Raw genomic sequence first — 23,769 nt, forward strand, 5'->3', positions numbered from 1 at the left:
GACGGTAACCTTGGAGCATGGACGAAACGCTTGCACCCGCCCCTGACCGCACACTCCAGGGGCTGAGCGGCCTGGCCTTCTCCAAGGGCCACGGCACCGGCAACGATTTCGTGCTGGTTGCAGACCCCGAGGGTACCTGGCCCATTGCGCCCGAGCAGGTTGCGGAACTCTGCGACCGCCACCGCGGCATCGGCGGCGACGGGCTGATCCGCGCGGTTCCGTCGCGGTACCTCCCGGAAGGACGTGAGCTGCAGGCCGTCCACCCTGATGCCGAGTGGTTCATGGACTACCGCAACGGGGACGGATCCCTGTCCGAAATGTGCGGAAACGGCGTGCGGGTGTTCGTCCACTTCCTCATCGCTGAAGGACTCGTCCGGCTTGACGCCGGCGACGCACTGACAATCGGCACGCGCGGAGGCGTCAAGACGGTAGTGCGGACCGACAACGGCTACGCCGTGGACATGGGCCCGTGGGAATTCATCTTCCCGGGTGAGGCCACCGCCCGGGCCATGGACTCGCTCGTGACCGCGGACGGCCTCGAGGTGCCCCGCCCGGCGCTGTCCGTCAGCATGGGCAATCCGCACACTGTGGTGGCCCTCGCGGAACTGAGCGAGCTCGAGGCAACGCAGCTTTTCAAGGCACCGCAGGTTGACCCGAAGCCGGCCCACGGGACCAATGTCGAGTTCGTCGTCCCGTCCGAGCCGCTCGTCCACGACGGCGTCGGGACCGTCACCATGCGTGTCCACGAACGCGGTGTGGGGGAGACGCAGTCCTGCGGCACCGGCGCGTGCGCGGCAGCGGTTGCCATCCGTCACTGGGCCGGGCAGGGCGCTCCGGACGCCTGGAACGTCAAGGTTCCCGGCGGCGTCGTCGGGGTGAAGTTCTTTGCGGGGCCGGAAGGCCACGAACATGTGGAGCTCAGCGGTCCGGCCGTGATCGTGGCTAGCGGGACGCTTTCCTGACCCTCAGGATCCGGAAGGACTTCGAGGTGCTCTCCCGGGTGACACTGAAACTGCTGTCCAATTCAGCGTCCAGCCAGCGCTGGAGGGAATCCGAACCAAGGTTCTTCTGGACCACCAGCCAGGCGGATCCGCCCGGGGCCAGCCGGGGCAGCCACTTCAACAGCAGCGAGTGAAGCTCGTCTTTTCCAATCCGGATGGGGGGATTGGACCAGATCGTGTCGAACCGGATTCCGGCATCGACGTCGTCGGGCAGGCTGGCGGTGACGTTGCCCAGACCCAGCAGGGCCGCATTTTCGTTGGTGAGTGCGATGCAGCGCTCATTCACGTCCACGGCGTAGACGTGTGCGTGCGGCGCGCGGAGGGCCATAGTGAGGGCGATGGGACCCCAGCCGCAGCCGATGTCCAGCAGGTTGCCCTGGGGGGACGGGGCCGGGACGTCGGCCAGCAGGACCGCCGTTCCCTTGTCGATGCCGTCGGGGCTGAAGATGCCGTTGGACGTCTGCAGCCTGCGGGTTTCACCGGCAAGTTCCACGGTGAGCGGTTTGCGGGTGAACGGCCCGGCCGGCTGGGCGCTGAAATAGTGTGCAGACTCCATAACTCGCCAGATTAGTTGCCACGCGCGCCGATGGGAAACGCGGACGGGAACGATGCAGGGAAACCGGTCTGCTAAGGTTTAATCCATGTTCTTGATCTTTGAGTAGCCGGCACGGGCCTTAGCCCGTCCCGCAGCGACGCAGGTATTCACCTTCCGCTCAGTGCGCCGTCCAGCCGTGACTATCCGGCCCGACGTCCCGCCCGTACTACTTGGAGTCCAGCAATGCTGATCATCTGAACCGTGGCGATCCGACTGCCACCGACACCCCGGCCCTTTCGCACAGCCGCCCGCCTCGCAGGACGCCTGTGTCACCACCCGCTTCACCACCAATTCCGCCGGCCGCCGCCCAGCGAGCCGCCGGCATTCCAGGAGCCCGAATGACCACTAGTCGTCAGCCCAGCGCGAATACCGCCCCGCAGACAACCAATCAGCATTATTCTGAAGGTGTCGAATCTTCAAAGGAGAACATGACCAACCAGCCCAACACCGGATCAGATTCAGCCTCCCAGGACATGAGTCCTGAGGAAATCCAGGCTGTCATCGACCGGATTCTGTCCAAGGATGTCCCGGCCCGTGCAGCCGGCTCCGCCCCGGAAAATCCGCGCGGAGTCCTGGGTTCGGCCCAGGCGATTTCCCGCCAGGACAGCGAACACAGCATTTTCGACGGCGACCAGCAGGACCTCGAGGAACGCCGGGCCTTGCGCCGCACGGCAGGCCTTTCCACGGAACTCGAAGATGTCACCGAAGTCGAATACCGGCAGTTGCGCCTCGAACGGGTCGTCCTGGCGGGCCTTTGGACCGAAGGCACGCTGGCCGACGCCGAGAACTCCCTCCGCGAGCTGGCCGCCCTGGCCGAAACCGCGGGCTCGGAGGTCCTCGACGGCATCGTCCAGCGCCGCGCCAAGCCCGACCCCGGTACCTTCCTCGGCTCCGGCAAGGCCCAGGAGCTCAAGGACATCGTGATGTCCACCGGTGCCGACACCGTGGTGGTGGATGCCGAACTGGCTCCGTCCCAGCGGCGCGGACTCGAAGACATCGTGAAGGTCAAGGTCATTGACCGCACGGCCCTGATCCTGGACATCTTCGCCCAGCACGCCAAAAGCCGTGAAGGCAAGGCACAAGTGGAGCTGGCGCAGCTCGAGTACCTGCTCCCGCGCCTGCGCGGCTGGGGCGAGTCCATGTCCCGCCAGGCCGGTGGCCAGGTGGGCGGCGCAGGTGCCGGCATGGGTTCCCGCGGCCCCGGTGAAACCAAGATCGAACTGGACCGCCGCCGGATTCGCACCAGGATGGCCAAGCTGCGGCGCGAAATCGCCGCCATGAAGCCGGCGCGGGAAACGAAGCGGGCCAACCGCCGTCGTAATTCCGTGCCGTCCGTCGCCATTGCGGGGTACACGAACGCGGGAAAGTCCTCGCTCCTGAACCGGCTCACCGACGCCGGCGTCCTGGTGGAGAACGCGCTGTTCGCGACGCTGGATCCGACGGTCCGCAAGGCGGAAACGGCTGACGGCCTGGGTTACACGCTGGCCGACACCGTGGGCTTTGTCCGTTCACTTCCCACGCAGCTGGTGGAAGCTTTCCGCTCCACACTGGAGGAAGTGGCCGATGCGGACCTCATCCTGCACGTCGTGGATGTTTCGCACCCCGATCCTGAGGGACAGATCGCCGCGGTCCGGGCAGTGTTCAGCGAAGTGGACGCGCGCAAGGTCCCGGAGATCATTGTGCTGAACAAGGCCGACGCCGCGGATCCGTTCGTGGTGGAACGCCTGAAGCAGCGCGAACCCCGCCATGTGGTGGTGTCCGCCCGCACGGGCCAGGGCATCGCCGAGCTCCTGAAGGCCATCAGCGATGCCATTCCGAGGCCGAGCGTCAAGATGGAACTGCTGATTCCCTACAACCGCGGGGACCTGATCAGCAAACTCCACGAAACGGACGCCGAAATCCTTCGCCTGGATCATGAAGAGGAGGGCACCCGCGCCCTCGTCATGGTGCGCGAGGGGCTCGCCGCTGAACTGGAATCCTTCATCAGCAATGTCTGATCCCGGGGCCGGAGAAACCAGCGGCTCCGCCGGCGAGGAGTTCGTCATCGAACTCCTCGACCGGGCAGTGTCCGGCATGGGCGGACAAAGCCGCAGCGGCCAGCACGAAATGGCCCGGCAGGTGGCGCGCGCTATCGACAGCGGCGACCACCTGCTGGTCCAGGCCGGAACGGGCACGGGCAAGTCCCTCGCGTACCTGATTCCGCTGATTGCCCATTCACAGGCCAGCGATAAACCCACGTTGGTGTCCACGGCCACCCTTGCCCTGCAGACACAGATCGTGGGCAGGGACCTGCCCCGGCTGCTCGAAACCATCAACCCCGCCCTGGAGCGCCCCGTCAAGGTCGCGCTGGTCAAGGGCAGGGCAAATTACGTGTGCCGGCACAAGCTCGACGGCGGATTCCCCTCCGAAGAACCGTCGGAGGGGCAGCTCTTCTCCCTGGGCGAGGACACCAGCGTTCCGCACTTTGCCGCCTCTTTGGGCGGCCCTGCATCCCAGCTGGGCAAGGAAGTGGTCCGGCTCCGCGAGTGGGCGGAGAAGACCGCCACAGGGGACCGTGACGAACTGATGCCCGGCGTGACGGACCGTGCCTGGCGGCAGGTGTCCGTCACCTCGATGGAATGCCTGGGCGCGCAGAAATGCCCCATGGCCGCCGAGTGCTTCAGTGAACTCGCCCGGCAGGACGCCGCCGAGGCCGACGTTGTGGTGACCAACCACGCGATGCTGGCCGTCAGCGCGTTCGAAGGCCTCGCGGTCCTGCCGGAGTACGACGTCGTGGTGGTTGACGAGGCGCACGAGCTGCAGGACCGTGTGACGGGAGCAGTCTCCGGCCAGCTGTCCGTGGCCATGGTCCATGCCGCCGCCTCAGGTGCCCGCAAAAACACGGGTATCACGGTTGATGCGCTCAACAACGCCGCCGCGAACCTCGAACTCGCCATCGCCGGGGTTCCCAGCGGTCTCCTGCCCAACGGGCTCAACGACGAACAGCTCGACTGCGTGGACCAGTTGCGGGAAGCCTGCCGCGCGGCCCTCTCCGACTCCAAAGGCGACAGCGCCAACACGGCCGACGGCGGGCGGCAGCTCGCGCGCTCTCGCCTCATGGTCATCCTTGAACTCTGTGAGCGCCTGATTGCCGCCCGGGAAAACCGGGAGGTGGTCTGGTTTTCGCGGAACAGCACCTTCGACCCGCACCAGGGCTACTCGCAGCCGGATGACGCCGCGCCGGCCCTGATCAACATTGCCCCGCTGAGCGTGGCCGGGAAGCTCCGCGACGGGCTCTTTGCCGGCCACACCGTTGTCCTTACGTCTGCCACCCTGGCGATTGGATCGGCCTTCGAACCGGCTGCGGGAGGGCTGGGGCTGGTGGGACCGGGCGCACCCAGCTGGACAGGCGTGGATGTCGGTTCCCCGTTCGACTACCCCAAACAGGGGATTCTGTACGTGGCCAGCCATCTGCCGAAGCCGGGACGCGGGACATCGCCCGAAGCGCTGGACGAGTTGGAGAAACTCATCCGGGCCTCGAACGGCGGTGCGCTGTGCCTCTTCTCGTCGCGGCGGGCAGCGGAGGAAGCGGCCGAGGCGATGAGGCCACGCCTGGATGTCAGCATCCTGTGCCAGGGGGAATCAACCATGACGGCGCTGGTGCGGCAGTTTGCGGACGAACCGGACACCTGTCTTTTCGGCACCATGTCGCTCTGGCAGGGAGTGGACGTTCCCGGCGGTTCGTGCCGGCTGGTGGTCATCGACCGTATCCCCTTCCCGCGGCCGGACGATCCGCTTATGACCGCACGTTCCCGGGCTGTGGCGCAGGCGGGGGGCAACGGTTTTATGTCGGTGTCGGCCACGCACGCCGCTATCCGGCTCGCCCAGGGCGCCGGCCGGCTCATCCGCTCCACGGGCGACAAAGGGGTTGTGGCTGTCCTTGACTCCAGGTTGTCCACTGAACGCTACGGGGGCTTCCTGCGGGCCGCCCTGCCGCCGTTCTGGCCCACCACTGATCCCGCGATCGCTGTTGCTGCACTGTCAAGGCTGGCAAAGGCTCCGGCGGAGGTTGCCGGCGCCTGACGAGGCCGCCGCCGCCCGCCGGTTCCGGCGGGGCGGCGGCTATAGCAGGCGGCTACAGCGAGCGGAGAACCGAAACGACCTTGCCCATGATGTTGGCGTGATCGCCGAGGATGGGCTCGTACTGCGTGTTCTGGGGCAACAGCCAGGTGTGGCCATCGCGCTGGCGGAAGGTCTTCACCGTCGCCTCGTCGTCGAGCAGGGCGGCAACGATGTCGCCGTTGACGGCGTCACTCTGCCGGCGGACCACAACCCAGTCGCCGTCGCAGATTGCCGCGTCGATCATGGAGTCGCCGGTCACCTTCAGCATAAAAAGCTCGCCATGGCCGACCAGCTGCCTTGGCAGCGGCATCACGTCCTCAACCATCTGGTCGGCCAGGATCGGCCCGCCCGCCGCAATCCGCCCCACCAGGGGGACCATGGCCGTGTCCGTTGCCGTGGCCAGTTCGGAAACAGCCAATCCGCCAACGGTGCGCAGCCGTGCAGGCTTCTCCACGCCGGAGATTTTGGCGGTGCCCTCGTCCAGGGTCAGCGGCATCAGGACTTCCATCGCGCGCGGGCGTTTCGGGTCACGCCGGAGGTAGCCCAGTTTTTCGAGCTGGGAGAGTTGGTGGGTGACGCTGGACAGGCTGGCCAGGCCAACGGTGTCACCAATTTCGCGCATCGACGGCGGATAGCCGTTGTCGTTGACGGACCGCTGGATCGTTTCCAGAATCTTCTTCTGCCGTACCGTGAGGCCCTTCGGCTTCGCTGGTGGCTGCTGGCTCCGCTGGGTAGCCCTGCCGCCGGTGGCTTGTGCTGCCATGTTCGCCAACGCCTTTCCGTTCCGCCCGGCATCCGTGGCTGCAGCTGCCGGGAACTTCCGGCCTGAAATGTCAGACCCTGCTGATCAACTGCAGAAGTGGTTGTTCTGTAGCTCAAACGTAGGCCAGCCTCATAGCTTTTTCAAACATTTGTTCTAGTGAGTCTCGACAATGTTCGTTGATAAGTGCTAGAACAGAACCAGCAAAGTTCGAATATGTGTTCTAGTCTGAAGTCCTGTTCGGTTTTATGTTCGATAGCCGGAAGCGGGCGGACGGCGGTTTGGGGAACACGGCGGGCGGCACAGTCAGGTCCAGGAGGGCTCAGTTCATGTCAGCAACAAGCGCTATTCAGGGTTCGAATAATGAAGGTTCACCCATCCGGGGAGCCCAAGCCGCAGGAATGCAGGCCTTCAACTGGGAGGAGCGTCCCGCAGCGAAAGCTGTTAAGACGGCCAAGGCCAGGGCCGTGCAGCCGCCGCTCCGACTGACGCGCAGGGGGCGCATCGTTCTTGTGGGCGTGCCGCTGATCCTGGTGTCCATAGTGCTGATCTCGCTGGCCGGGCTCCTGAATTCGCCGGCGAAAGCCGCGGATTCAGCGTCCGAGCTGTCGTTGACCCCCACCGTGTCCGTGACGGTCCAGCCGGGGCAGTCCCTCTGGGAGATCGCCGGGACCGTGTCCCCGGAACGGGACACCCGCGACGTCGTCGCCGATATCGTCCAGCTCAACAACCTGGACGGCGGCAGGGTCATGCCGGGCCAGCAGATTTTTGTTCCCTCAAACTAAGCCTCGGGCATGCCGCCTGGAGCCTCCGGCCATCGGGCCCCGGCGGCTCAGCGGCGTCACAGTTTCAATGGCCCGGCCACCCTCACTTAAACTGTTGAAGTGACTGACCAGCTAGAGCGACTGAACAGACTTCCCCTCCGGACCAACCTGCGGGGCCTCACTCCGTACGGTGCACCGCAGCTGGACGTTCCCATCCTGCTCAACGTCAACGAGAACACCCATGGCGTTCCGGCTGATGTCCTGGTGGCCATCTCGGAGGCCGTGACGGCTGCCGCCGCTGGATTGAACCGCTACCCGGACCGTGAGTTCACCGAACTCCGGGAGCGCCTGGCGGAGTACCTGGGCCACGGCCTGGGGGCCGAGAACATCTGGGCCGCCAACGGGTCCAACGAAGTGCTGCAACAGATCCTGCAGGCATTCGGCGGCCCGGGGCGTACAGCCCTCGGATTTCCGCCCACGTACTCCATGTACCCGCTGCTGGCCAGCGGGACCGATACCGGATACATCGCCGGCCAGCGTGCGGATGACTATGGCCTCAGTGCCGAATCGGCGGCGCGGCAGGTCCGGGAACTTCAACCAAACGTTGTCTTCCTGTGCTCACCCAACAACCCCACCGGCACCGGCCTGGGGCTCGACGTCGTGGAAGCCGTGTACGAAGCGGGCGAAGCGAGCCAGACTGTGGTGATCGTCGACGAGGCGTACCACGAATTTGCGCACGACGGCACGCCCAGCGCCCTGACTCTGCTTCCGGGCCGTGAGCGCCTGATCGTCTCCCGCACCATGAGCAAGGCTTTCGCTCTCGCCGGAGCTCGCCTCGGCTACATGGCGGCGGCACCTGAGGTTGCGGACGCCCTGAGGCTGGTGCGGCTGCCCTACCACCTGTCGGCCATCACCCAGGCCACCGCCCTGGCTGCCCTGACGCACCGCGAGGCCCTCATGGCCGACGTCGAAGACATCAAGCGGCAGCGCGACAGGATCGTCACCGAGCTGACGCGGATGGGACTCAAGCCTGCCGCGTCCGATTCCAACTACGTCTTCTTCGGCGGACTGGAGAACCCCCATGAGGTCTGGCAGGGGCTGCTCGACCGCGGCGTCCTGATTAGGGATGTGGGGATCCCCGGGCACTTGCGGGTTACAGCCGGCACTGAGACGGAAACCACAGCCTTCCTGGAGGCCCTGGAACTGATCCTGACCGGTCAGCCCAGCGTCCCGGCCTAAACTGGAGTCGGACCCCCGGGTTCCCGGGGGAACCACTTCCCGGGAACCAGCACCCAGACGGTATTTTCTCCTGACATCCAAAGGACACAACACATGAGCACCACCGGATCCACTGCTGTCGAGGCCCGGACCGCACGCATGGAGCGTTCCACGAGCGAATCGTCCGTGCTGGTCGAGATCAACCTTGACGGCTCGGGCATCTCGGACATCAGCACCTCGGTTCCGTTCTATGACCACATGCTGACTGCTCTGTGCAAGCACTCACTCATCGATATGACGGTCAAGGCGACGGGGGACATCCACATCGACGTCCACCATACGGTGGAGGATGTGGCCATCACGTTCGGCGAAGTGCTTCGGACCGCCCTCGGCAACAAGGCGGGGATCCGCCGTTTCGGGGAAGCCACGGTTCCCCTGGACGAAGCCCTGGCCCACGCCGTCGTTGATGTCTCCGGGCGGCCGTACCTGGTGCACGGCGGCGAGCCGGCCGGTCAGGAATACCACCTGATCGGCGGACACTTCACGGGTTCCCTGACCCGCCACGTCTTCGAAGCAATCACCCTGCACGCCGGCATCTGCCTGCACATGAACGTCATCGCCGGCCGGGACCCGCACCACATCGTGGAAGCACAGTTCAAGGCATTCGCTCGGGCGCTGCGCGCAGCCGTAGAGCCGGACCCCCGCGTGGAGGGCATCCCGTCCACCAAGGGCGCACTGTGACCGGCCCGATCCTCCGCGACGGGGCAATCCTGGACCCTGCCGCGAGTGCGAAACCGGCGTCCCCCGAGGGGAAACCCACGGTTACCGTCCTGGACTACGGCTCCGGGAACGTCCGCTCGGCCGTCCGGGCGCTGGAGCGGGCGGGTGCCGAAGTCATCCTCAGCGCCAAGCCGGAAGACGTCCTGAATGCCGACGGACTGCTGGTCCCCGGGGTCGGTGCCTTCGAAACGGTGATGCGCGAGCTCAAGGCAGTGGACGCGATCCGGATGATCGGCCGGCGGGTGGCCGGCGGCCGGCCCGTCCTGGGAATCTGCGTGGGCCTCCAAGTGCTGTTCGAGGCAGGCGTCGAGCACGGCACCGAGGCCGAGGGCATGGGGGAGTGGCCCGGAAAAGTGGAACTGCTGCCTGCAGAGGTTGTGCCCCACATGGGCTGGAACACCGTCAAGGTCCCGGAAGGGTCCAGGCTCTTCGAAGGCGTCGAAAACGAGCGCTTCTACTTCGTCCACTCCTACGGCGTGCAGCACTGGGACTTCGACGTCATCCAGCCGCGCATGGCTGCCCCGCTGGTCACCTGGTCGGAGCATGGCGCACCGTTCGTCGCCGCCGTGGAGAACGGCCCCCTGTGCGCCACCCAGTTCCACCCGGAAAAGTCCGGCGACGCCGGCGCCCGGCTTCTCCGCAACTGGGTCAACGGCCTGCGCCGCGGCAAAGGCGACGCCACAGCACCCACGGCCGCCGGTGCCGGACCGGCCGCCTAGATGTGGTCGATAGTCCTGATGGGCCTCGCCGGCCTGCTGGTTGGCGGGGCACTGTCCTTCAGGCAGCAGCACAAGCCGCTCTGGACCCAGGTCGTGTTCTACGTGCTGGCCGGTATGTCGCTGCTGGCCGCCTACCTGCTTACCCTGCCGGCAAACTGACCGCGCAACTCCAAGATCACCGCAGCTCCACTACAACCCCGAGGACTCCAACATGACCACCGAAACGCCGCTGCCCGTACTGGAACTGCTGCCCGCCGTCGACGTCGTGGACGGCCAGGCGGTCCGTCTGGTCCAGGGCGAAGCCGGCAGTGAGACGAGCTACGGCACCCCGCTGGAAGCTGCCCTCAACTGGCAGGAACAGGGCGCCGAGTGGGTGCACCTGGTGGACCTGGATGCCGCCTTCGGCCGTGGCTCCAACGCCGGGCTGCTCCGTGAAGTTGTGGGCCGGCTCGATATCAAGGTGGAGCTCTCCGGCGGCCTGCGCGATGACGAATCGCTGGAAAAAGCCCTGGACCTCGGCGTTGCCCGGGTGAACCTCGGCACGGCGGCCCTGGAAAACCCGGAGTGGACGGCACGGGCCATCGACCGCTTCGGTGACAAGATCGCCGTCGGCCTTGACGTGCGCGGAACCACCTTGGCGGGTCGCGGCTGGACCAAGGAAGGCGGCGACCTCTGGGACGTTCTGGCACGTCTCGAAGAAGCCGGCTGCGCCCGCTACGTGGTCACCGACGTCACCAAGGACGGCACCCTGCAGGGCCCCAACGTTGAGCTGCTCCGCCAGATGGTGGAGAAGACCGGCAAACCCGTGGTGGCCTCCGGCGGCATCTCCAGCCTCGAAGACCTCAAGGTCCTGCGCTCCCTCGTTCCCCTGGGCGTGGAAGGGGCCATCGTCGGGAAGGCGCTCTACGCCGGTGCGTTTACGCTGCCGGAAGCGCTGGACGTAGCAGGCCGCCGCTAGGCCAACAGCCACCATGGAACAGCAACCTCCCGCATCCCGCGAACTGCCGGGCCACATCGCGGCCGCGCTGGCAGGCTCCGGCGGCGCCACGGACTCTGCCGGGCAGCCTTGGGCCGGCCGCAGCCTCGCCGGCGAGGATGCAAAGATCCACAACTTCGAGCACGACGACGGCACGGCCGACGCCGGTTACCTCGCCGCGGTTGCCGCGCTCCGCTCTGCTGAGGGCGACGAAGCTGCCGTGGTGGCGTCTCTGGCCGCTGCCAGGGTTTTCGTTCCGATCGTTGCCCAGCTGGCCGAGGAAAGCGAACACACGCACGGGCCTCACGCAAGCGGGCACGGTGACGACGGGATGCAGGCTGACAAGCTGCACGGCGACAAGCAGGCGGACATGGCGCTCGTGACGCTGAAGGCGCCGGACGGCCGGACGGCCATGCCGGTCTTCACCTCGGCTGCGGCGCTGGAAGCATGGCATCCGGACGCCCGCCCGGTGGCAGTGTACGCGGCGCGGGCCGCCCTGTCCGCGGTGGCTGAAGGAGCCGAGCTCCTCGTCCTCGACCCCGGCTCCGAGTACACGTTCGTGGTCCGCCGGCCCGCCGTCTGGGCCCTTGCCCAGCAGCAGGACTGGCTTCCGTCCTATGCCGATCCGGAGCTTGCCCGGGCCATGGCCGACGCAACGGCCGGTTATGCGGCCGTTAAGCGGGTCGAGCTCCAGCCGGGCGGCGGCGTGGCCTCGGCAACAGCCGGGGGCGCTGTCGTCCGCGGCGGCGGTCCGGGGCCGGAACTCAGGGTGGTGCTGTACTTGGAAGATGGCCTCGATGCAGCAGGCGTCCAGGCGATCGTGGCAGGGCTAAACGCTGACTGGTCGCGGAATGCGGTCTTCGCCGAGCGCGTCGACTCGATCGAGGTAAAGTTGCAGCGCGCAACAGAATAGCTTGACGGCACGGGGACGCGTCCCGGTCTTGCCGCTGGCAGGATGAAGGACGTACCCGTGAATTTCGCTCTTTACAAGGAGCTCCTGGCAATCAGGCCCATCCGGCGACTGCTGACCGTCGGAATGATAGCCCGCATACCGCATTCCGCCGCCGGCGTGCTCCTGACGCTGCACATTGTCCTGACCCTGGGCGAGGGGTATGCCGCCGCAGGCACAGCCGCGGCGGTGATGACCATAGGCATCGCCCTGGGCGCGCCGTGGCGAGGGCGCCGGGTGGATACCGTGGGCCTGCGCAAGGCACTGATTCCTTCCGTTGTGTCCGAGACCGTGATCTGGTCCGTGGTGCCGCATGTTTCGTACGAGTGGGTGCTGGCGCTGGTCTTCGTCGGGGGACTCCTCACACTGCCGATCTTCAGCGTGGTGCGCCAGTCCCTGGGCGTGCTGGCCGGCGGTGAACAGCGGCGGACGGCGTTCGCTCTGGACGCCATCTCCACGGAACTTGTCTTCATGCTCGGCCCGGCGGCCGGGGCGATTGTGGCAACTGCCGGCCATTCGGTTGTCGGGCTGACCGTGGTGGGCGTGTGCACTTCTGTGGCCGGACTCTTCCTGATGTGGTTCAACCCGCCCACCCGCAGTGCTGTGCCGGATGACGACTACGAAACCGACCAGCAGGAAGGCGCGGAAGCTGCGGTCGTCGCTGCAGCTCCCGCGCACCTGCAGGAAGCTGCTGCGGAACTCGCTCCGGTAGCGGCCGGCGGCCTTCGCCGCACCCGGCTGCGGCCCGCCGGATTAAGGCGCAGCGTGGTACATAACTTCGCCTGGTTCACCGCCGCGGTGGCTGCGGTCTTCGCCGTGGCCTCCGGGGCAGGTATGGTGCTTAGCGGCACGGACGTGGGCATTGTTGCCGCGTTGGAGACCGGCGGCCGCCAGGCGGAGATCGGCCTTGTCTTTGTGTTCTGGTGCGCGGCGTCGGTTGTCGGAGGGCTCCTCTACGGCGCCATGCACCGGCCCGTTTCCCCGATGCTCCTGCTGCTCGGCATGGCCGCACTCACCATCCCGATGGGCTTCGCGCGCGACACACTGACGCTGTGCCTGCTGTCGCTGCTCCCCGGCCTGCTGTGCGCACCGGTCTTGTCCGCTGCGTCGGAAAAGGTTGCCGAACTCGTGGAGGAGGGCCGCCGCGGCGAGGCCATGGGCTGGTACGGGTCCGCTCTCACGGCCGGAGTGGCGCTGGGCGCTCCCTTGGCCGGCGTGTTCATCGACGGGGTCGGGCCGTCCGCCGGATTTGTCTCGGTGGGCACCGCCGGGGTTGTCCTCTGCCTCTTCGGCCTGGTGCTGCAGCGCCGGCGCCGCCAGCGCGCACTCACCTGACCGGCCGCCCAGAGTTTTTGTCCAGATAACGTGGCTTCCGGGGTCCGTAAGTCCCTGTATCTGGACAAAAACTCAGGGAATTACGACGGCGGCGGGCGGACCTGTGTGGTCCGCCCGCCGCCGTCGACGTGCTAGTGGATCGGCTAGTTAACCGGCCCGGTGTACTTTTCCCCCGGACCCTTGCCCGGGGCGTCCGGAATGGTGGACTCCTCGCGGAAGGCCAGCTGCAGGGATCGAAGTCCGTCGCGCAACGGTCCGGCGTGCTGGGAACCGATCTCCGGAGCAGCGGCGGTCACGAGTCCGGCCAGCGCGGTGATCAGCTTGCGGGCCTCGTCCAGGTCCTTGAGCTCCTCGGCATTCTCCTCGGCGGCGAGCCCGAGCTTGACGGCCGACGCGCTCATCAGGTGGACAGCGGCGGTGGTGATGACCTCGATGGCGGGGACCTCGGAGATATCGCGGATCTGTTGCGACACCTGCTCCTGGCCGTCCCGCTGATCGGCGGCGGGCTCGAAAACGTGTGAATTACTGTCTGAAGTGCTCATACTGGTAAGCTTGTCACAGACCGACTGAATGTCGTTATTTTGTTATGTGAATCTTGCTACTGCCAATGTGCAGTTTCCGGGGTTCTTTCTGTAGCATTGACTTTCAGTTTGCAAGCGGAGTTCTCTCCCACCCGCGTCAGCCGTTTTCCCGGAAGCAATGTCCAGGAAGCAAGGTTGCCGGGTACCTGGTCGGGCATTCCAGGACGGCGTCAGCCGGCCGGAACGCGTACAGCCTCCCCGGAGGCCCGGTACATCCGACCTTCGAGGCCTTCGATTGCTCCGGCAATTGGGGGCCTTCTCTGTTTGCCGGTGGAGTACTCATCTCAACCACAGGAGTTCTAACATTAGCGAGCCAAGAATCAATGAGCGTATCCGCGTCCCCGAGGTGCGGCTGGTCGGCCCTGCAGGCGAACAGGTAGGAATTGTCCGTATTGAGGACGCCCTGCGTTTGGCTGCCGAGTCCGACCTTGATCTCGTTGAAGTTGCACCGCAGGCAAAGCCTCCGGTGTGCAAGCTGATGGACTTCGGCAAGTACAAGTACGAAGCTGCTGTCAAGGCACGCGAGGCCCGTAAGAACCAGACCAACACGGTTCTGAAGGAAATCCGTTTCCGGCTGAAGATCGACACTCACGACTACGAGACCAAGCGCGGCCACGCCCTCCGCTTCCTCGGCGCCGGAGACAAGGTCAAGGCCATGATCCAGTTCCGCGGCCGTGAGCAGCAGCGTCCGGAAATGGGCATCCGCCTTCTCCAGCGTTTCGCCGACGACGTCGCCGAAGTTGGCGTTGTCGAGTCCAGCCCCCGCATCGATGGCCGCAACATGGTCATGGTGGTGGGCCCGCTGAAGAACAAGGCCGAGGCCAAGGCAGAAGCACGCCGTGCGACGCAGCGCGCTGAGGCAAAGGCCCAGAACGAAGCCAAGGCCAGCGGCCGGGTGGACGTCAGCCGCGACCAGCCCGCCATGACGCAGTCCCTGGCGGACCTGCTGCCTGAGGGCTTTGCAGTATCGACGGAAGAGGCAGCACCCGAGGCGAGCACCGAGGCCGCTGCGGCTTCAGCTGCCGTCGAGGCACCTGTCGAGGCCGCAGCTGCGCCGGAAACCGAGGTCCCGGCCGCGGAAGCTCCCAAGCAGGAAGCTCCCGTCCAGGAAGCTCCCGTCCAGGAAGCACCTAAGCAGGAAGCCCCGGTCAAGGAAGCTCCCAAGCAGGCAGCACCGAAGCGCGAAGCCCCCAAGGCTGCGGCGGCCCCGCGTCCTGCAGTCAGCAAGCCTGCTGCAGCCAGCAAGCCGCCTGTGGCCAAGGAGCCTGTTGCACCGAAGCCGGCAGAGGCCGCCCCCGTGGCGCCGAGGCCGGCCGGAATACCTTCGCCGCCCAAGCCGGTAGCACGGCCCGCAGCGCCGAAGCCTGCAGCACGGCCGGCTGCCCCCAAGCCGGGTAGCAAGAAGACCAACTAGTTCAAAGTTGCGCCAAGCATCGCCTGGCGCAGCAAGCAACCAGCACGCCGCCCGCAGGGGTGGCTGCACGAAAGACTGCAGACTTGTCTGCGGATACGTAAGGAGATCGGTTCCCATGCCGAAGATGAAGACCCACAGCGGTGCTAAGAAGCGCTTCAAGCTGACCGGTAGCGGCAAGCTGCGCCGCCAGCAGGCCAACCGCCGCCACTACCTCGAGCACAAGTCCTCCAGGCTGACCCGTCGCCTTGCCGGCGACAAGATCGTCTTCAAGGGCGACGCCAAGGTCATCCGGAAGATGCTCGGCATCTAAGTTCCAAGTTCTCTGACTGCTCGCCACCTGGCGGCGGTCAACTACCAAAAAGGCTTCTCAGGCCGGCCGGTTATCCGGCAGTAGACGCTTGGGATCAGAATTCTGAAGGAGTACGCACGTGGCACGTGTGAAGCGGGCGGTAAACGCCCACAAGAAGCGCCGGGTTATCCTCGAACGCGCAAAAGGCTACCGTGGACAGCGCTCACGCCTGTACCGCAAGGCAAAAGAGCAGCTGCTGCACTCGTTTGTGTACAGCTACGGCGACCGCAAGAAGAAGAAGGGCGACTTCCGCCGTCTTTGGATCCAGCGCATCAACGCTGCATCGCGCGCCAACGGCCTGACCTACAACCGCCTGATCCAGGGCCTGAAGGCCGCTGAGGTCGAGGTTGACCGCCGCATGCTGGCAGAGCTGGCCGTCTCAGACGCCAACGCCTTTGCTGCCCTGGTGCAGATTGCCAAGGACTCGCTGCCTGCTGACACTTCCGCGCCGGCCGCTGCGGCTGAAGCCCCGAAGGCAAAAGCTCCGAAGGCCAAGGCTGCGAAGAAGCCGGCTGCCGAAAAGGTTGCCAAGTAGCATTCCGCCGTTCAGGGACCGGTGGCAATAGCCACTAAAGTTCTTATATGAACGAAACCGGGCGCCCGCAAGACTTTCCACTCTCCAACCCCCGAGCTGATCGGGTAAAGGATGTGGCAAAGCTTGCAGGGCGCCCGGCCCGTTTAAAGCGCGGGCAGTTCCTGGCCGAGGGCCCGCAGGCCGTCCGCGAAGCACTGGTACTCCATCGGAAAAGGGTTGCAGCGGGGGAGCCCGGCGTGGTCCACGAAGTATTCGCCAGCGAAGCCTGCCTGGACCGGTATCCGGAGTTTGAAGAGCTCGCCGAGGGCGTCAATGCCAGGCTCGCCACCGACGAGGTACTCGCCGCCATGGCGGACACCGTTAATCCCCAGGGCATCATCGCCGTCTGCGCTTTTGTGGACGTGCAGCTTGAGGCAGTGCTCGACGCCCGGCCCCGCCTGATCGCCGTGCTGTGCCAGCTTCGGGACCCCGGCAATGCCGGCACTGTCCTGCGGGCGGCCGACGCTGCCGGAGCCGACGCCGTTGTCCTGACGGCCTCCAGTGTGGACATCTACAACCCCAAGGCAGTCCGCTCCACGGCCGGATCGCTGTTCCACCTGCCGGTTGTGCTGGGAACGGACCTGGCCGAACTGGCCGGGGCCTGCCGCGAACGCGGGATCGGCATCCTGGCCGCCGACGGTTACGGCCAGCTGGACCTGGACCAGCTCCAGGACGAAAGTGCTGCCCGGAGGCTGGGCACGTCGGATGCGGAATCGGCCTATGATCTTGAGCGGCCCACCGCCTGGTTGTTCGGGAATGAAGCCCAGGGCTTGTCGGACGCCGAGCTCGCCTTGGCGGACCACAGGGTGGCTGTCCCGGTCTACGGTGCCGCGGAAAGCCTTAACGTCGGCACGGCTGCCACGGTGTGCCTCTACGCCAGCGCGCGTTCGCAGAAGCGGGCCTGAACGCAAAAGGCGGGACCCGCCTTCCGGTGGGTCCCGCCGTCGTAATCTTCACCGTTGGGCACCTCGGTGCCCAGATCGGTTAGGGGTGTAGTTATGTGGTCCGGTTCCTGCCGGTGATGAAGCCGTAGATACCGGCTACAACTAGGCCGCCGACGATGGCCAGAAGCCAGGAGCCGAGGTTCCAGAATTCCATTCTGCCGCCGCCGAACAACAGGTCGCCGATCCAGCCGCCGACGATGGCGCCGACGACACCGAGCACCAGACTGGTGACCCAGCCGCCGCCGACTTTTCCAGGCATGATCGCCTTGACGATTGCTCCTACAATGAGTCCGAGAATGATCCAGCCAAGAAAGCCCATTTCTCCTCCTACATATTCGTCGGGGCTCACTACAAGCCCCGATTATGGCTTCAAGCTAACACAGGGTGTGTTTCCTTGTCAGCAGGCGAAGTTTCAATGTTTTTGGTGTCACCAGCAGTGACCCGTGGTGCATCCGGCAGCGGCAGGCGGGTACGGTATTCCTTGCGGGCATCAGCATTGTGCGGTGATTCGCACCCGCAAATTTTCCGGCAATCCCTGAAGAGGTGAAGCTCACTTGGCTGCAAATGGCGGTACCAAGGCGATCGTCGCGGCTCTGGCTGCAAACCTGACCATCGCTGTACTAAAGTTCGTCGCTTTCATCCTGACGCTGTCATCCTCAATGCTTGCTGAGGCCATCCACTCCGTTGCCGACTCGGGCAACCAGATCCTCCTGCTGGTGGGCGGCAAGCGCGCCAAGCGTGCCGCAAGCCCGGAACATCCCTTCGGTTACGGACGTGAGCGCTACATCTACGCCTTCATCGTGTCGATTGTGCTGTTCAGCGTGGGCGGCCTGTTCGCCTTGTATGAGGCCTGGGAAAAAATCCAGCACCCGCACGCCATCGAAGGCGACTTTTGGTGGGTTCCGCTGGCAGTGCTGATCGGAGCGATCATCGCCGAATCCTTCTCGTTCCGGACGGCGATCATCGAATCGAACCACGTGCGGGGCAAGCAGAGCTGGGTGCACTTCGTGCGCAACGCCAAGCAGCCCGAGCTTCCCGTCATCCTCCTCGAGGACCTCGGCGCCCTGCTGGGCCTGGTGTTCGCACTCTTCGGTGTGGGCATGACGCTGATCACCGGCAACGGCATTTGGGACGCCCTGGGAACCGCGATGATCGGCTTCCTGCTGGTGGCCATCGCCATCATCCTTGCCCTGGAGACCAAGTCCCTGCTGCTCGGTGAGTCCGCCACCAAGGCGGATGTCGCCAGGATCAGCGGGGCGCTTGAAGCCGACGGTACCAGGATCATCCACCTGAAGACCCTGCACCTTGGTCCCGAAGAACTCCTGGTCGCTGCCAAAATCAGCGTCGGCGCCGCCGCCACCGGCGCGGAGATTGCCACGGTAATCGATAGCGCCGAAAGCCGCATCCGCGAGGCTGTGCCTATGGCGCGGGTCATCTACCTTGAACCGGACGTGGAGCGCGCGCACGTCTGATTGCGCGTACACCGGATCACGGGACGCCGTGACGCGGGAGGCCGCTGGACCGAACCTGCCCGGGGCAGGCTAGGACACCAGCGGCCTTTTGCGTTCCAGCATGCCGCTGGCGACGGCCACGGCGAGGCCCAGGACTGCCAGCACCGCGCCGACCAGGGCGGGCGCGACATAACCCCAGCCCCAGGCGATCACGAGGCCGCCGAGGAAGGCGCCGAGGGCGTTGGCCACGTTCAGGGCGGCGTGGTTGAGCGAGGATGCCAGTGACGGAGCATCGGGGGAGGCGTCGAGCAGCCGCGTCTGCAGGGCGGGTACCAGCAGGGAGCCGGCACCGCCCACCACGAACACCATCACGAAAGCCGACCACGGCCAGTGGACGGCGATGGCGTAGACAACCAGCGCGATCGCAATGCCCGGCAGCACCAGGTAGATGGTTCCCATGACTGACTTGTCGGCGATGCGGCCGCCTACGATGTTTCCGGCCACCATGCCCAGGCCGTAGAGTGCCACCACCAGGGGGAGGAACGCCGACGGGATACCTGCCACGGACGTCATGGTGTGTGCAATGTACGTGTAGGTGGCAAAGAATCCGCCGAAGCCAACAATGCCGATGAGGATAGCCAGCCAGACCTGAAGCCGCTTCAGGGCACCAAGTTCCCTGCGGATGCTGGCATCCGGGTGCGCCGCCTGGAACGGGACGTACTTCCAGAGCATGGCAAGCGTGACCAGCCCGATGACGCCGACAAGCACAAACAGCAGGCGCCAGCCGAAGGCCTGGCCCAGCCAGGTGGCGAATGGAACACCGATAACGTTTGAGATGGTCAATCCGGCCATCACCATGGAGATCGCCCAGCCCCGTTTGGTAGGTGCGACCAGCGAAGCCGCAATCACAGCCGCCACGCCGAAGAACGCTCCGTGAGGCAGGCCGGCCGCAAACCGGGACACCAGCATGGTGCCGTAGTCCGGGGCTATGAACGACGTCAGGTTGGCCACGCTGAAGAACAGCATGAGGCCCAGGGCAAGATGTTTGCGGGGGAGTTTGGCGCCGACTGCTGCCAGCAGCGGTGCTCCGATGACGACGCCGAGTGCGTAGGCAGAGATGAGGTGGCCGGCTTCCGGTGTGCCGATGTTCAGGCCCTGCTCCACCTCCTTGAGCAGTCCCATCATGGTGAATTCAGTGACGCCGATGCCGAATCCGCCCATCGCAAGGGACACTATGGCCAAGGCGAGGTGCTGGGTCCCTGCCTTCGGTCGGGCGGGGCTGAGCGTGGACGTGGAGGTCATTGGCCTGCTTTTCGGAAGTTCTGGTTCATCGGACGTTAGAGTCAGCACGCGGCATAAAATCTGATTACTGCAACACGGGGGGAGGGGGCCGTATTCCTGCGCCGTCATTCCTGCGCCGACATTCCTGCACCGTCGCTTTTCGGCGCACGTTATCCCGGGCACTGGCGGAATCAGCTACAACCATTGTCCCCCATAGACTGATGCGGTGACTGGACTCATCAATGTTGTTGGCGGAGCTGTTGTGGATTCCCTGAGTTCCCCTGCCCGGCTGCTGGTGGCGCGGAGGACTGCGCCGCCCCAGTTTGCCGGAATGTGGGAATTCCCGGGCGGGAAGGTGGAACCCTCGGAATCAGCCGAAGACGCCCTTCACCGGGAACTCCGGGAGGAGCTGGGAGTCGGGGTCCGGCTCGGCGCTGAACTGCCGGCGGAAACTGCCGCCGGCTGGCCCCTCAATGCGAAGGCGTCCATGCGTGTGTGGTTCGCCGAAATTGCCGAGGGTGATCCCCGGCCGCTGGAAGACCACGACGAGCTGCGCTGGATCACCCTGGCAGGAAGTGACGAAGCGCTCACCCTTCCCTGGATACCCGCTGACTTTCCGATTGTCCGGGCCCTGCTGGCAACTCTTGCCGGCCCTGTGTCGATTTCGCGGGATTCGTAACGGAAGCGGAGCCCTTTAATGCCTCGGTTTATCGCGTCGGTCAGAACAGCGTGGGCTGCGCGGACTCCACGCCCCGGCCGCTTCCCGGGCCGGTTCGTGCAGCCGGGATGCTGCCGGCCGGGTACTGCGCTTCCTCGTCCCTCGGATCCCCGGCCAGGTCCCGGTGGCTGAACCCGTGCGAACCGGAAAAACCATGCCGTGACTTGAAGTAGCGGATCCGTCCCGCGAGCCACTGGCGATACTCCTTGGACGCGTACGACCCCGTGCCGTACAGCCGGCGATAGCGGCCGGCCAGCTCAGGGCGTCGGGCGGCAATCCACTGCATGAACCATTCGCGCGTGCCGGGCTTCAGGTACAGGGCCCCTGCCGTGACACCTGTTGCGCCGGCCGCAGCCAACGAGCCAAACAGGGAGTCCAGCGCTTCGTCGCTGTCGGAGAGCCACGGCAGGATGGGCATGGCCATCACGCCGCAGGGAAGGCCCGCATCGCGAAGCCTCGAGACGAGCTTGAGCCGCGCCCTGGGACCCGGCGTGCCCGGCTCGATTGCTTCAGATAGCTGTTCGTCGGTCATGGCCAGCGAAATTCCGATGCCCACGGGAATCTGCGTCGCCGCGTGCTTGAGCAGCGGAATATCCCTGGCCAGGAGCGTCCCCTTGGTGAGGATGGACAGCGGTGTTCCTGAATCGGCAAGCGCGCGGATGATGCCGGGCATCAGCTGGTAGCGGCCTTCTGCGCGCTGATACGGATCCGTGTTGGTGCCCAGCGCAACGTGGTGGTGGCCCCACGAAGGCTTCGCCAGCTCCTTCCTCAGGACTTCGGCGGCATTGATTTTGACGACGACCTGGCTGTCAAAGTCCAGGCCGGCATCAAAGTCCAGGTAGGTGTGGCTTTTGCGGGCGAAGCAGTAGACGCAGGCGTGGCTGCAACCGCGATACGGATTGACAGTCCATTCGAACGGCATGCGCGAACCGGCGGCCACTTTGTTGAGCACTGACTTGGCGGTGACCTCGTGGAAAGTGACCCCCGCAAATTCGGGGGTTGAAACGGAACGCACCAGCCCGGCCAGGGGCAGCAAGGCGTCAACAGCCGGGGCGGCGGTCCGCGCGTTGCCTGCGGCGTCCTCGGCGCTGTCCGGCTTCGGCCCCTGCGCCGGCCGTAGTGCTTGTGCATCCCATCTCATGGGTACCATTCGAAGATATATTCGAATCAATGTCAAGGTCCAGCAGCCGCAACCGTCGCAGCAGGGCGGTGTCGCAGCAGTGCCGGTTGCTAGGCTGGGGCCATGATCCTGCTCACCGGGTTTGAACCGTTCGGCGGCGAAACCATCAACCCGTCCTGGACTGCCGCGGAGGCGGCTTGCCGTGTCCTGCAGGCGGAGGGCCACGCCGTCGCCGCCGTGCAACTGCCATGCGTGTTCAAGCAGTCCATCACGGTGCTCGAGGATGCGCTGCGGGACCACCGTCCGGAGCTGGTGATCTGTGTGGGCCAGGCCGGAGGGCGGCCGCGGATCTCCCTGGAACGGGTCGCCATCAACTGCGACGACGCCCGCATCCCGGACAACGCCGGAAACTGTCCCGTGGACCAGGAAGTTGTCCCCGGCGGGCCGGCGGCCTACTTCAGCTCATTACCGGTGAAGGCAGCGCTCGCAGCGCTGCGCAGTGCCGGCATACCGGCCGAGGTCTCCCAAAGCGCCGGCACCTACGTCTGCAACCACGTTTTTTATGCGCTGATGCACGCACTGGATGCCAGTCCGGACGCCGGCTCTCCGCCCGTCCGCGGGGGCTTCGTCCATGTCCCCTACGAGACGCAGCAGGTGCCCCGGGGCAGCGGCACCCCGTCGCTGCCCGCCGCCGTGATGGCCGAGGCGCTCGCCGTCGTCGTCCGTACCGCACTGGTGACCGCCGCGGACCTCAAGCTTTCCGCCGGGGCCGTCCACTAGCGGCTCCTGCCGCGGGGCGGGTCAGCGAAGCTCCCAAACGACCTCCACCGTCGCCGACACGCTGGACTGGCCCGCCTCGATCCCCACGGAGTCCACGGCCATGGCCCGCTGCATTTTCGCCACCGGGATCGGCCCCGACGGCCCGGGCTGCTGTGTCACGGACACCACCGGGCCGAGTTCGGTGCCCGCCAGCGACGCGAACTGCGTGGCGGTGGCCAGGGCGTCCTGCCAGGCGGCTTCGCGTGCCTGCGCCGTAACGCCGGCCGGGTCTGCGAAGCCGAGGTCCAGCCCGTTCAGCCTGACGTCGTTGCCGCCCGCGGCCACCGCGCCTGCAATGACCTCCGAGGAGCCGGCAACATCCCGCAACCGGACGGACAGGATGCTTGAGGCAACGTACCCCGTCACGGTCTGGCCCTGCCCCTCCTTCCACACCACATCCGCGCGGACGTTGAGTCCGGACGTGCTGATGTCCTGGTCGCCCACGCCGTGCCCCCGCAGCACCACGGAAATTCCGGCCGAAGCCTGCCCGGCGGCCGCATAGGCCGCCCCCACATCCTCCCGGCGGCATTCCACGCCGATCGAGACGGTGAGTAAATCGGGTACTGCTTCGGCAGTCCCCGAGCCGGTTACGGTGACGGTCCTGGCGGTTTCGGTCATGTCATGCCTCAATTCCATCGCGGGCGTTCTTGCCGGCGGGGCGCCGGCGCTTGCGGCGGGGCCCCGGATCCATAGGGTGCCTGTCCACGTAGCCGCCGGCCTCCAGCCCTGCCAGGCGTTCAAAAACGTTGGCGGACCCCGGGTTTCCCGTCCGGAGCTGCGACCACCCCGCCGCGAGGAAGTACAGCGGCAGGAACGGCAGGCCAAGGCACCAGGCATACTGGCTGCTGTGCTGTTCCTCATGCCGCAGCAGCGCCGGATTGGCGAGTGCCTCCGCGGGCGCGGCACGGAAGAGCACGACATTCCCCACGGTGAACGCCTGGGCGAAGGGGAGGTGCCAGCGGTAGCCGGTGGCGATCATAAGGCCTCGCGGACCGGTGTGCACGGCGGTCCGGGCACACTTGGCCAGCAGCAGGCCCAGGAGCGTCGTTGCATTCAGCACATTGGCGATTTGCCGCACCCGCTGTCCGGAGGTCATGAGGCCATGGTAGTCACACGGGGCAGTTGTGGCGCGTCCGGCGGGGCGCCTTCAACTAGACTGGGGGAGAGTGCCCGCCGGACGAAATCCGGCGAGCCCTGCCCTTTGTCACTCCGCGCGGCCCGCAAACGGCTGCGTGGAAGACAAGCCAGTGACGGACACGCTGCCGGTGGACCCGGATGCAGCAGGACAGTTCGCTGGCGATAACCCGACTCGTAGCTAAG

General features: G+C 65.9%; 26 protein-coding genes. 18 read left to right on the forward strand and 8 right to left on the reverse strand.

From position 1 onward, the window contains the following. The first annotated feature begins 17 nt into the window (after window positions 1-17). Entirely contained in the window at window positions 18-962 is a 945-nt protein-coding gene (gene dapF / locus Q8Z05_RS15085) for a diaminopimelate epimerase (protein ID WP_305940415.1), read from the forward strand. On the opposite strand, the gene Q8Z05_RS15090 is transcribed toward dapF, so the two are convergent. After that, entirely contained in the window at window positions 943-1,557 is a 615-nt protein-coding gene (locus Q8Z05_RS15090) for a class I SAM-dependent methyltransferase (RefSeq protein ID WP_305940416.1), read from the reverse strand. The two genes, dapF and Q8Z05_RS15090, sit on opposite strands and share 20 nt — an antisense overlap. Window positions 1,558-2,024: 467 nt before the next feature. On the opposite strand from Q8Z05_RS15090, the gene hflX reads away from it, so the two are divergent. Together hflX and Q8Z05_RS15100 are read left to right on the forward strand one after the other, a co-directional pair. Next, window positions 2,025-3,593 carry a GTPase HflX gene (gene hflX / locus Q8Z05_RS15095; RefSeq protein WP_305940417.1) on the forward strand — a complete coding sequence of 523 codons (1,569 nt, stop codon included), beginning with the start codon at window positions 2,025-2,027 and terminating at the stop codon, window positions 3,591-3,593. After that, on the forward strand, window positions 3,586-5,658 hold the full coding sequence (locus Q8Z05_RS15100) for an ATP-dependent DNA helicase (RefSeq protein ID WP_305940418.1): 2,073 nt from the start codon (window positions 3,586-3,588) through the stop codon (window positions 5,656-5,658). Before hflX ends, Q8Z05_RS15100 begins: the two co-directional genes overlap by 8 nt. Window positions 5,659-5,710: 52 nt before the next feature. Here Q8Z05_RS15100 and lexA read toward each other — a convergent pair whose 3' ends face one another. After that, complete coding sequence (lexA, locus tag Q8Z05_RS15105) at window positions 5,711-6,460, reverse strand: transcriptional repressor LexA (protein ID WP_305940419.1); 750 nt, start codon at window positions 6,458-6,460, stop codon at window positions 5,711-5,713. Window positions 6,461-6,786: 326 nt separating this feature from the next. Between lexA and Q8Z05_RS15110 the strand changes: the two genes are divergently transcribed. From Q8Z05_RS15110 to Q8Z05_RS15145, 8 genes are all read left to right on the forward strand, one after another. Then, entirely contained in the window at window positions 6,787-7,242 is a 456-nt protein-coding gene (locus Q8Z05_RS15110) for a LysM peptidoglycan-binding domain-containing protein (RefSeq protein WP_305940420.1), read from the forward strand. Between the two features lie 99 nt (window positions 7,243-7,341). After that, on the forward strand, window positions 7,342-8,460 hold the full coding sequence (locus tag Q8Z05_RS15115; RefSeq protein WP_305940421.1) for a histidinol-phosphate transaminase: 1,119 nt from the start codon (window positions 7,342-7,344) through the stop codon (window positions 8,458-8,460). Window positions 8,461-8,553: 93 nt separating this feature from the next. After that, on the forward strand, window positions 8,554-9,180 hold the full coding sequence (hisB, locus tag Q8Z05_RS15120) for an imidazoleglycerol-phosphate dehydratase HisB (RefSeq protein ID WP_305940422.1): 627 nt from the start codon (window positions 8,554-8,556) through the stop codon (window positions 9,178-9,180). Continuing rightward, complete coding sequence (gene hisH, locus Q8Z05_RS15125) at window positions 9,177-9,938, forward strand: imidazole glycerol phosphate synthase subunit HisH (protein ID WP_305940423.1); 762 nt, start codon at window positions 9,177-9,179, stop codon at window positions 9,936-9,938. Before hisB ends, hisH begins: the two co-directional genes overlap by 4 nt. Then, a complete protein-coding gene (locus tag Q8Z05_RS15130) occupies window positions 9,939-10,097 on the forward strand; it encodes a hypothetical protein (RefSeq protein ID WP_197024972.1) in 159 nt (52 codons plus the stop codon). 52 nt (window positions 10,098-10,149) lie between these two features. Continuing rightward, the gene (priA, locus tag Q8Z05_RS15135) at window positions 10,150-10,896 is read left to right on the forward strand and encodes a bifunctional 1-(5-phosphoribosyl)-5-((5-phosphoribosylamino)methylideneamino)imidazole-4-carboxamide isomerase/phosphoribosylanthranilate isomerase PriA (protein WP_305940424.1); all 747 of its coding nucleotides are present in this window, start codon (window positions 10,150-10,152) and stop codon (window positions 10,894-10,896) included. 13 nt (window positions 10,897-10,909) lie between these two features. Then, complete coding sequence (locus Q8Z05_RS15140; protein ID WP_305940425.1) at window positions 10,910-11,827, forward strand: SseB family protein; 918 nt, start codon at window positions 10,910-10,912, stop codon at window positions 11,825-11,827. A 57-nt stretch (window positions 11,828-11,884) separates the two neighbouring features. Then, window positions 11,885-13,198 carry an MFS transporter gene (locus Q8Z05_RS15145; RefSeq protein ID WP_305940426.1) on the forward strand — a complete coding sequence of 438 codons (1,314 nt, stop codon included), beginning with the start codon at window positions 11,885-11,887 and terminating at the stop codon, window positions 13,196-13,198. Between the two features lie 143 nt (window positions 13,199-13,341). Here Q8Z05_RS15145 and Q8Z05_RS15150 read toward each other — a convergent pair whose 3' ends face one another. After that, the gene (locus tag Q8Z05_RS15150) at window positions 13,342-13,740 is read right to left on the reverse strand and encodes a DUF1844 domain-containing protein (RefSeq protein WP_305940427.1); all 399 of its coding nucleotides are present in this window, start codon (window positions 13,738-13,740) and stop codon (window positions 13,342-13,344) included. 385 nt (window positions 13,741-14,125) lie between these two features. Between Q8Z05_RS15150 and infC the strand changes: the two genes are divergently transcribed. The 4 genes from infC (at window position 14,126) to Q8Z05_RS15170 (ending at window position 17,021) form a co-directional block, all read left to right on the forward strand. Continuing rightward, window positions 14,126-15,193 (forward strand): translation initiation factor IF-3, encoded by a 1,068-nt coding sequence (infC, locus tag Q8Z05_RS15155; protein WP_305940428.1) that lies wholly within the window; start codon window positions 14,126-14,128, stop codon window positions 15,191-15,193. Between the two features lie 115 nt (window positions 15,194-15,308). After that, window positions 15,309-15,503 carry a 50S ribosomal protein L35 gene (rpmI, locus tag Q8Z05_RS15160; protein WP_009358635.1) on the forward strand — a complete coding sequence of 65 codons (195 nt, stop codon included), beginning with the start codon at window positions 15,309-15,311 and terminating at the stop codon, window positions 15,501-15,503. Between the two features lie 118 nt (window positions 15,504-15,621). Beyond that, window positions 15,622-16,077, forward strand: coding sequence for a 50S ribosomal protein L20 (rplT, locus tag Q8Z05_RS15165; RefSeq protein ID WP_305940429.1), 456 nt, complete (start codon window positions 15,622-15,624; stop codon window positions 16,075-16,077). Window positions 16,078-16,124: 47 nt separating this feature from the next. Beyond that, window positions 16,125-17,021: a TrmH family RNA methyltransferase gene (locus Q8Z05_RS15170; protein WP_305940430.1), complete on the forward strand. Its 897-nt coding sequence runs from the start codon at window positions 16,125-16,127 to the stop codon at window positions 17,019-17,021. Between the two features lie 91 nt (window positions 17,022-17,112). Here Q8Z05_RS15170 and Q8Z05_RS15175 read toward each other — a convergent pair whose 3' ends face one another. Then, entirely contained in the window at window positions 17,113-17,379 is a 267-nt protein-coding gene (locus tag Q8Z05_RS15175) for a GlsB/YeaQ/YmgE family stress response membrane protein (protein ID WP_305940431.1), read from the reverse strand. Between the two features lie 235 nt (window positions 17,380-17,614). Between Q8Z05_RS15175 and Q8Z05_RS15180 the strand changes: the two genes are divergently transcribed. Next, window positions 17,615-18,532, forward strand: coding sequence for a cation diffusion facilitator family transporter (locus Q8Z05_RS15180; protein ID WP_305940432.1), 918 nt, complete (start codon window positions 17,615-17,617; stop codon window positions 18,530-18,532). A 69-nt stretch (window positions 18,533-18,601) separates the two neighbouring features. Here Q8Z05_RS15180 and Q8Z05_RS15185 read toward each other — a convergent pair whose 3' ends face one another. Next, window positions 18,602-19,813, reverse strand: a complete 1,212-nt coding sequence (locus tag Q8Z05_RS15185) for an MFS transporter (RefSeq protein ID WP_305940433.1) — start codon at window positions 19,811-19,813, stop codon at window positions 18,602-18,604. 205 nt (window positions 19,814-20,018) lie between these two features. Between Q8Z05_RS15185 and Q8Z05_RS15190 the strand changes: the two genes are divergently transcribed. Then, window positions 20,019-20,471 carry a (deoxy)nucleoside triphosphate pyrophosphohydrolase gene (locus tag Q8Z05_RS15190; RefSeq protein ID WP_305940434.1) on the forward strand — a complete coding sequence of 151 codons (453 nt, stop codon included), beginning with the start codon at window positions 20,019-20,021 and terminating at the stop codon, window positions 20,469-20,471. A 40-nt stretch (window positions 20,472-20,511) separates the two neighbouring features. Here Q8Z05_RS15190 and Q8Z05_RS15195 read toward each other — a convergent pair whose 3' ends face one another. After that, window positions 20,512-21,651, reverse strand: coding sequence for an Rv2578c family radical SAM protein (locus Q8Z05_RS15195; protein ID WP_305940435.1), 1,140 nt, complete (start codon window positions 21,649-21,651; stop codon window positions 20,512-20,514). Window positions 21,652-21,753: 102 nt separating this feature from the next. Here Q8Z05_RS15195 and pcp point away from each other — a divergent pair, with 102 nt between their 5' ends. After that, window positions 21,754-22,410, forward strand: a complete 657-nt coding sequence (gene pcp, locus Q8Z05_RS15200) for a pyroglutamyl-peptidase I (RefSeq protein ID WP_305940436.1) — start codon at window positions 21,754-21,756, stop codon at window positions 22,408-22,410. Between the two features lie 21 nt (window positions 22,411-22,431). Here pcp and Q8Z05_RS15205 read toward each other — a convergent pair whose 3' ends face one another. Beyond that, complete coding sequence (locus Q8Z05_RS15205) at window positions 22,432-23,067, reverse strand: SIMPL domain-containing protein (RefSeq protein ID WP_305940437.1); 636 nt, start codon at window positions 23,065-23,067, stop codon at window positions 22,432-22,434. 1 nt (window position 23,068) lies between these two features. Continuing rightward, window positions 23,069-23,545 carry a DUF4157 domain-containing protein gene (locus Q8Z05_RS15210; protein ID WP_305940438.1) on the reverse strand — a complete coding sequence of 159 codons (477 nt, stop codon included), beginning with the start codon at window positions 23,543-23,545 and terminating at the stop codon, window positions 23,069-23,071. Window positions 23,546-23,769: the final 224 nt, after the last annotated feature.

The organism is Arthrobacter oryzae (assembly GCF_030718995.1).
GTDB lineage: Bacteria > Actinomycetota > Actinomycetes > Actinomycetales > Micrococcaceae > Arthrobacter > Arthrobacter oryzae_C.

Excerpts from the sequence above, each read along its gene's own strand:
- dapF (WP_305940415.1), top strand. The coding sequence starts at position 18 with ATGGACGAAACGCTTGCACCCGCCCCTGACCGCACACTCCAGGGGCTG.
- Q8Z05_RS15090 (WP_305940416.1), bottom strand. The coding sequence starts at position 1,557 with ATGGAGTCTGCACACTATTTCAGCGCCCAGCCGGCCGGGCCGTTCACC.
- hflX (WP_305940417.1), top strand. The coding sequence starts at position 2,025 with ATGACCAACCAGCCCAACACCGGATCAGATTCAGCCTCCCAGGACATG.
- Q8Z05_RS15100 (WP_305940418.1), top strand. The coding sequence starts at position 3,586 with ATGTCTGATCCCGGGGCCGGAGAAACCAGCGGCTCCGCCGGCGAGGAG.
- lexA (WP_305940419.1), bottom strand. The coding sequence starts at position 6,460 with ATGGCAGCACAAGCCACCGGCGGCAGGGCTACCCAGCGGAGCCAGCAG.
- Q8Z05_RS15110 (WP_305940420.1), top strand. The coding sequence starts at position 6,787 with ATGTCAGCAACAAGCGCTATTCAGGGTTCGAATAATGAAGGTTCACCC.
- hisB (WP_305940422.1), top strand. The coding sequence starts at position 8,554 with ATGAGCACCACCGGATCCACTGCTGTCGAGGCCCGGACCGCACGCATG.
- Q8Z05_RS15130 (WP_197024972.1), top strand. The coding sequence starts at position 9,939 with ATGTGGTCGATAGTCCTGATGGGCCTCGCCGGCCTGCTGGTTGGCGGG.
- priA (WP_305940424.1), top strand. The coding sequence starts at position 10,150 with ATGACCACCGAAACGCCGCTGCCCGTACTGGAACTGCTGCCCGCCGTC.
- Q8Z05_RS15140 (WP_305940425.1), top strand. The coding sequence starts at position 10,910 with ATGGAACAGCAACCTCCCGCATCCCGCGAACTGCCGGGCCACATCGCG.
- Q8Z05_RS15150 (WP_305940427.1), bottom strand. The coding sequence starts at position 13,740 with ATGAGCACTTCAGACAGTAATTCACACGTTTTCGAGCCCGCCGCCGAT.
- rpmI (WP_009358635.1), top strand. The coding sequence starts at position 15,309 with ATGCCGAAGATGAAGACCCACAGCGGTGCTAAGAAGCGCTTCAAGCTG.
- Q8Z05_RS15170 (WP_305940430.1), top strand. The coding sequence starts at position 16,125 with ATGAACGAAACCGGGCGCCCGCAAGACTTTCCACTCTCCAACCCCCGA.
- Q8Z05_RS15175 (WP_305940431.1), bottom strand. The coding sequence starts at position 17,379 with ATGGGCTTTCTTGGCTGGATCATTCTCGGACTCATTGTAGGAGCAATC.
- Q8Z05_RS15185 (WP_305940433.1), bottom strand. The coding sequence starts at position 19,813 with ATGACCTCCACGTCCACGCTCAGCCCCGCCCGACCGAAGGCAGGGACC.
- Q8Z05_RS15195 (WP_305940435.1), bottom strand. The coding sequence starts at position 21,651 with ATGAGATGGGATGCACAAGCACTACGGCCGGCGCAGGGGCCGAAGCCG.
- pcp (WP_305940436.1), top strand. The coding sequence starts at position 21,754 with ATGATCCTGCTCACCGGGTTTGAACCGTTCGGCGGCGAAACCATCAAC.
- Q8Z05_RS15205 (WP_305940437.1), bottom strand. The coding sequence starts at position 23,067 with ATGACCGAAACCGCCAGGACCGTCACCGTAACCGGCTCGGGGACTGCC.
- Q8Z05_RS15210 (WP_305940438.1), bottom strand. The coding sequence starts at position 23,545 with ATGACCTCCGGACAGCGGGTGCGGCAAATCGCCAATGTGCTGAATGCA.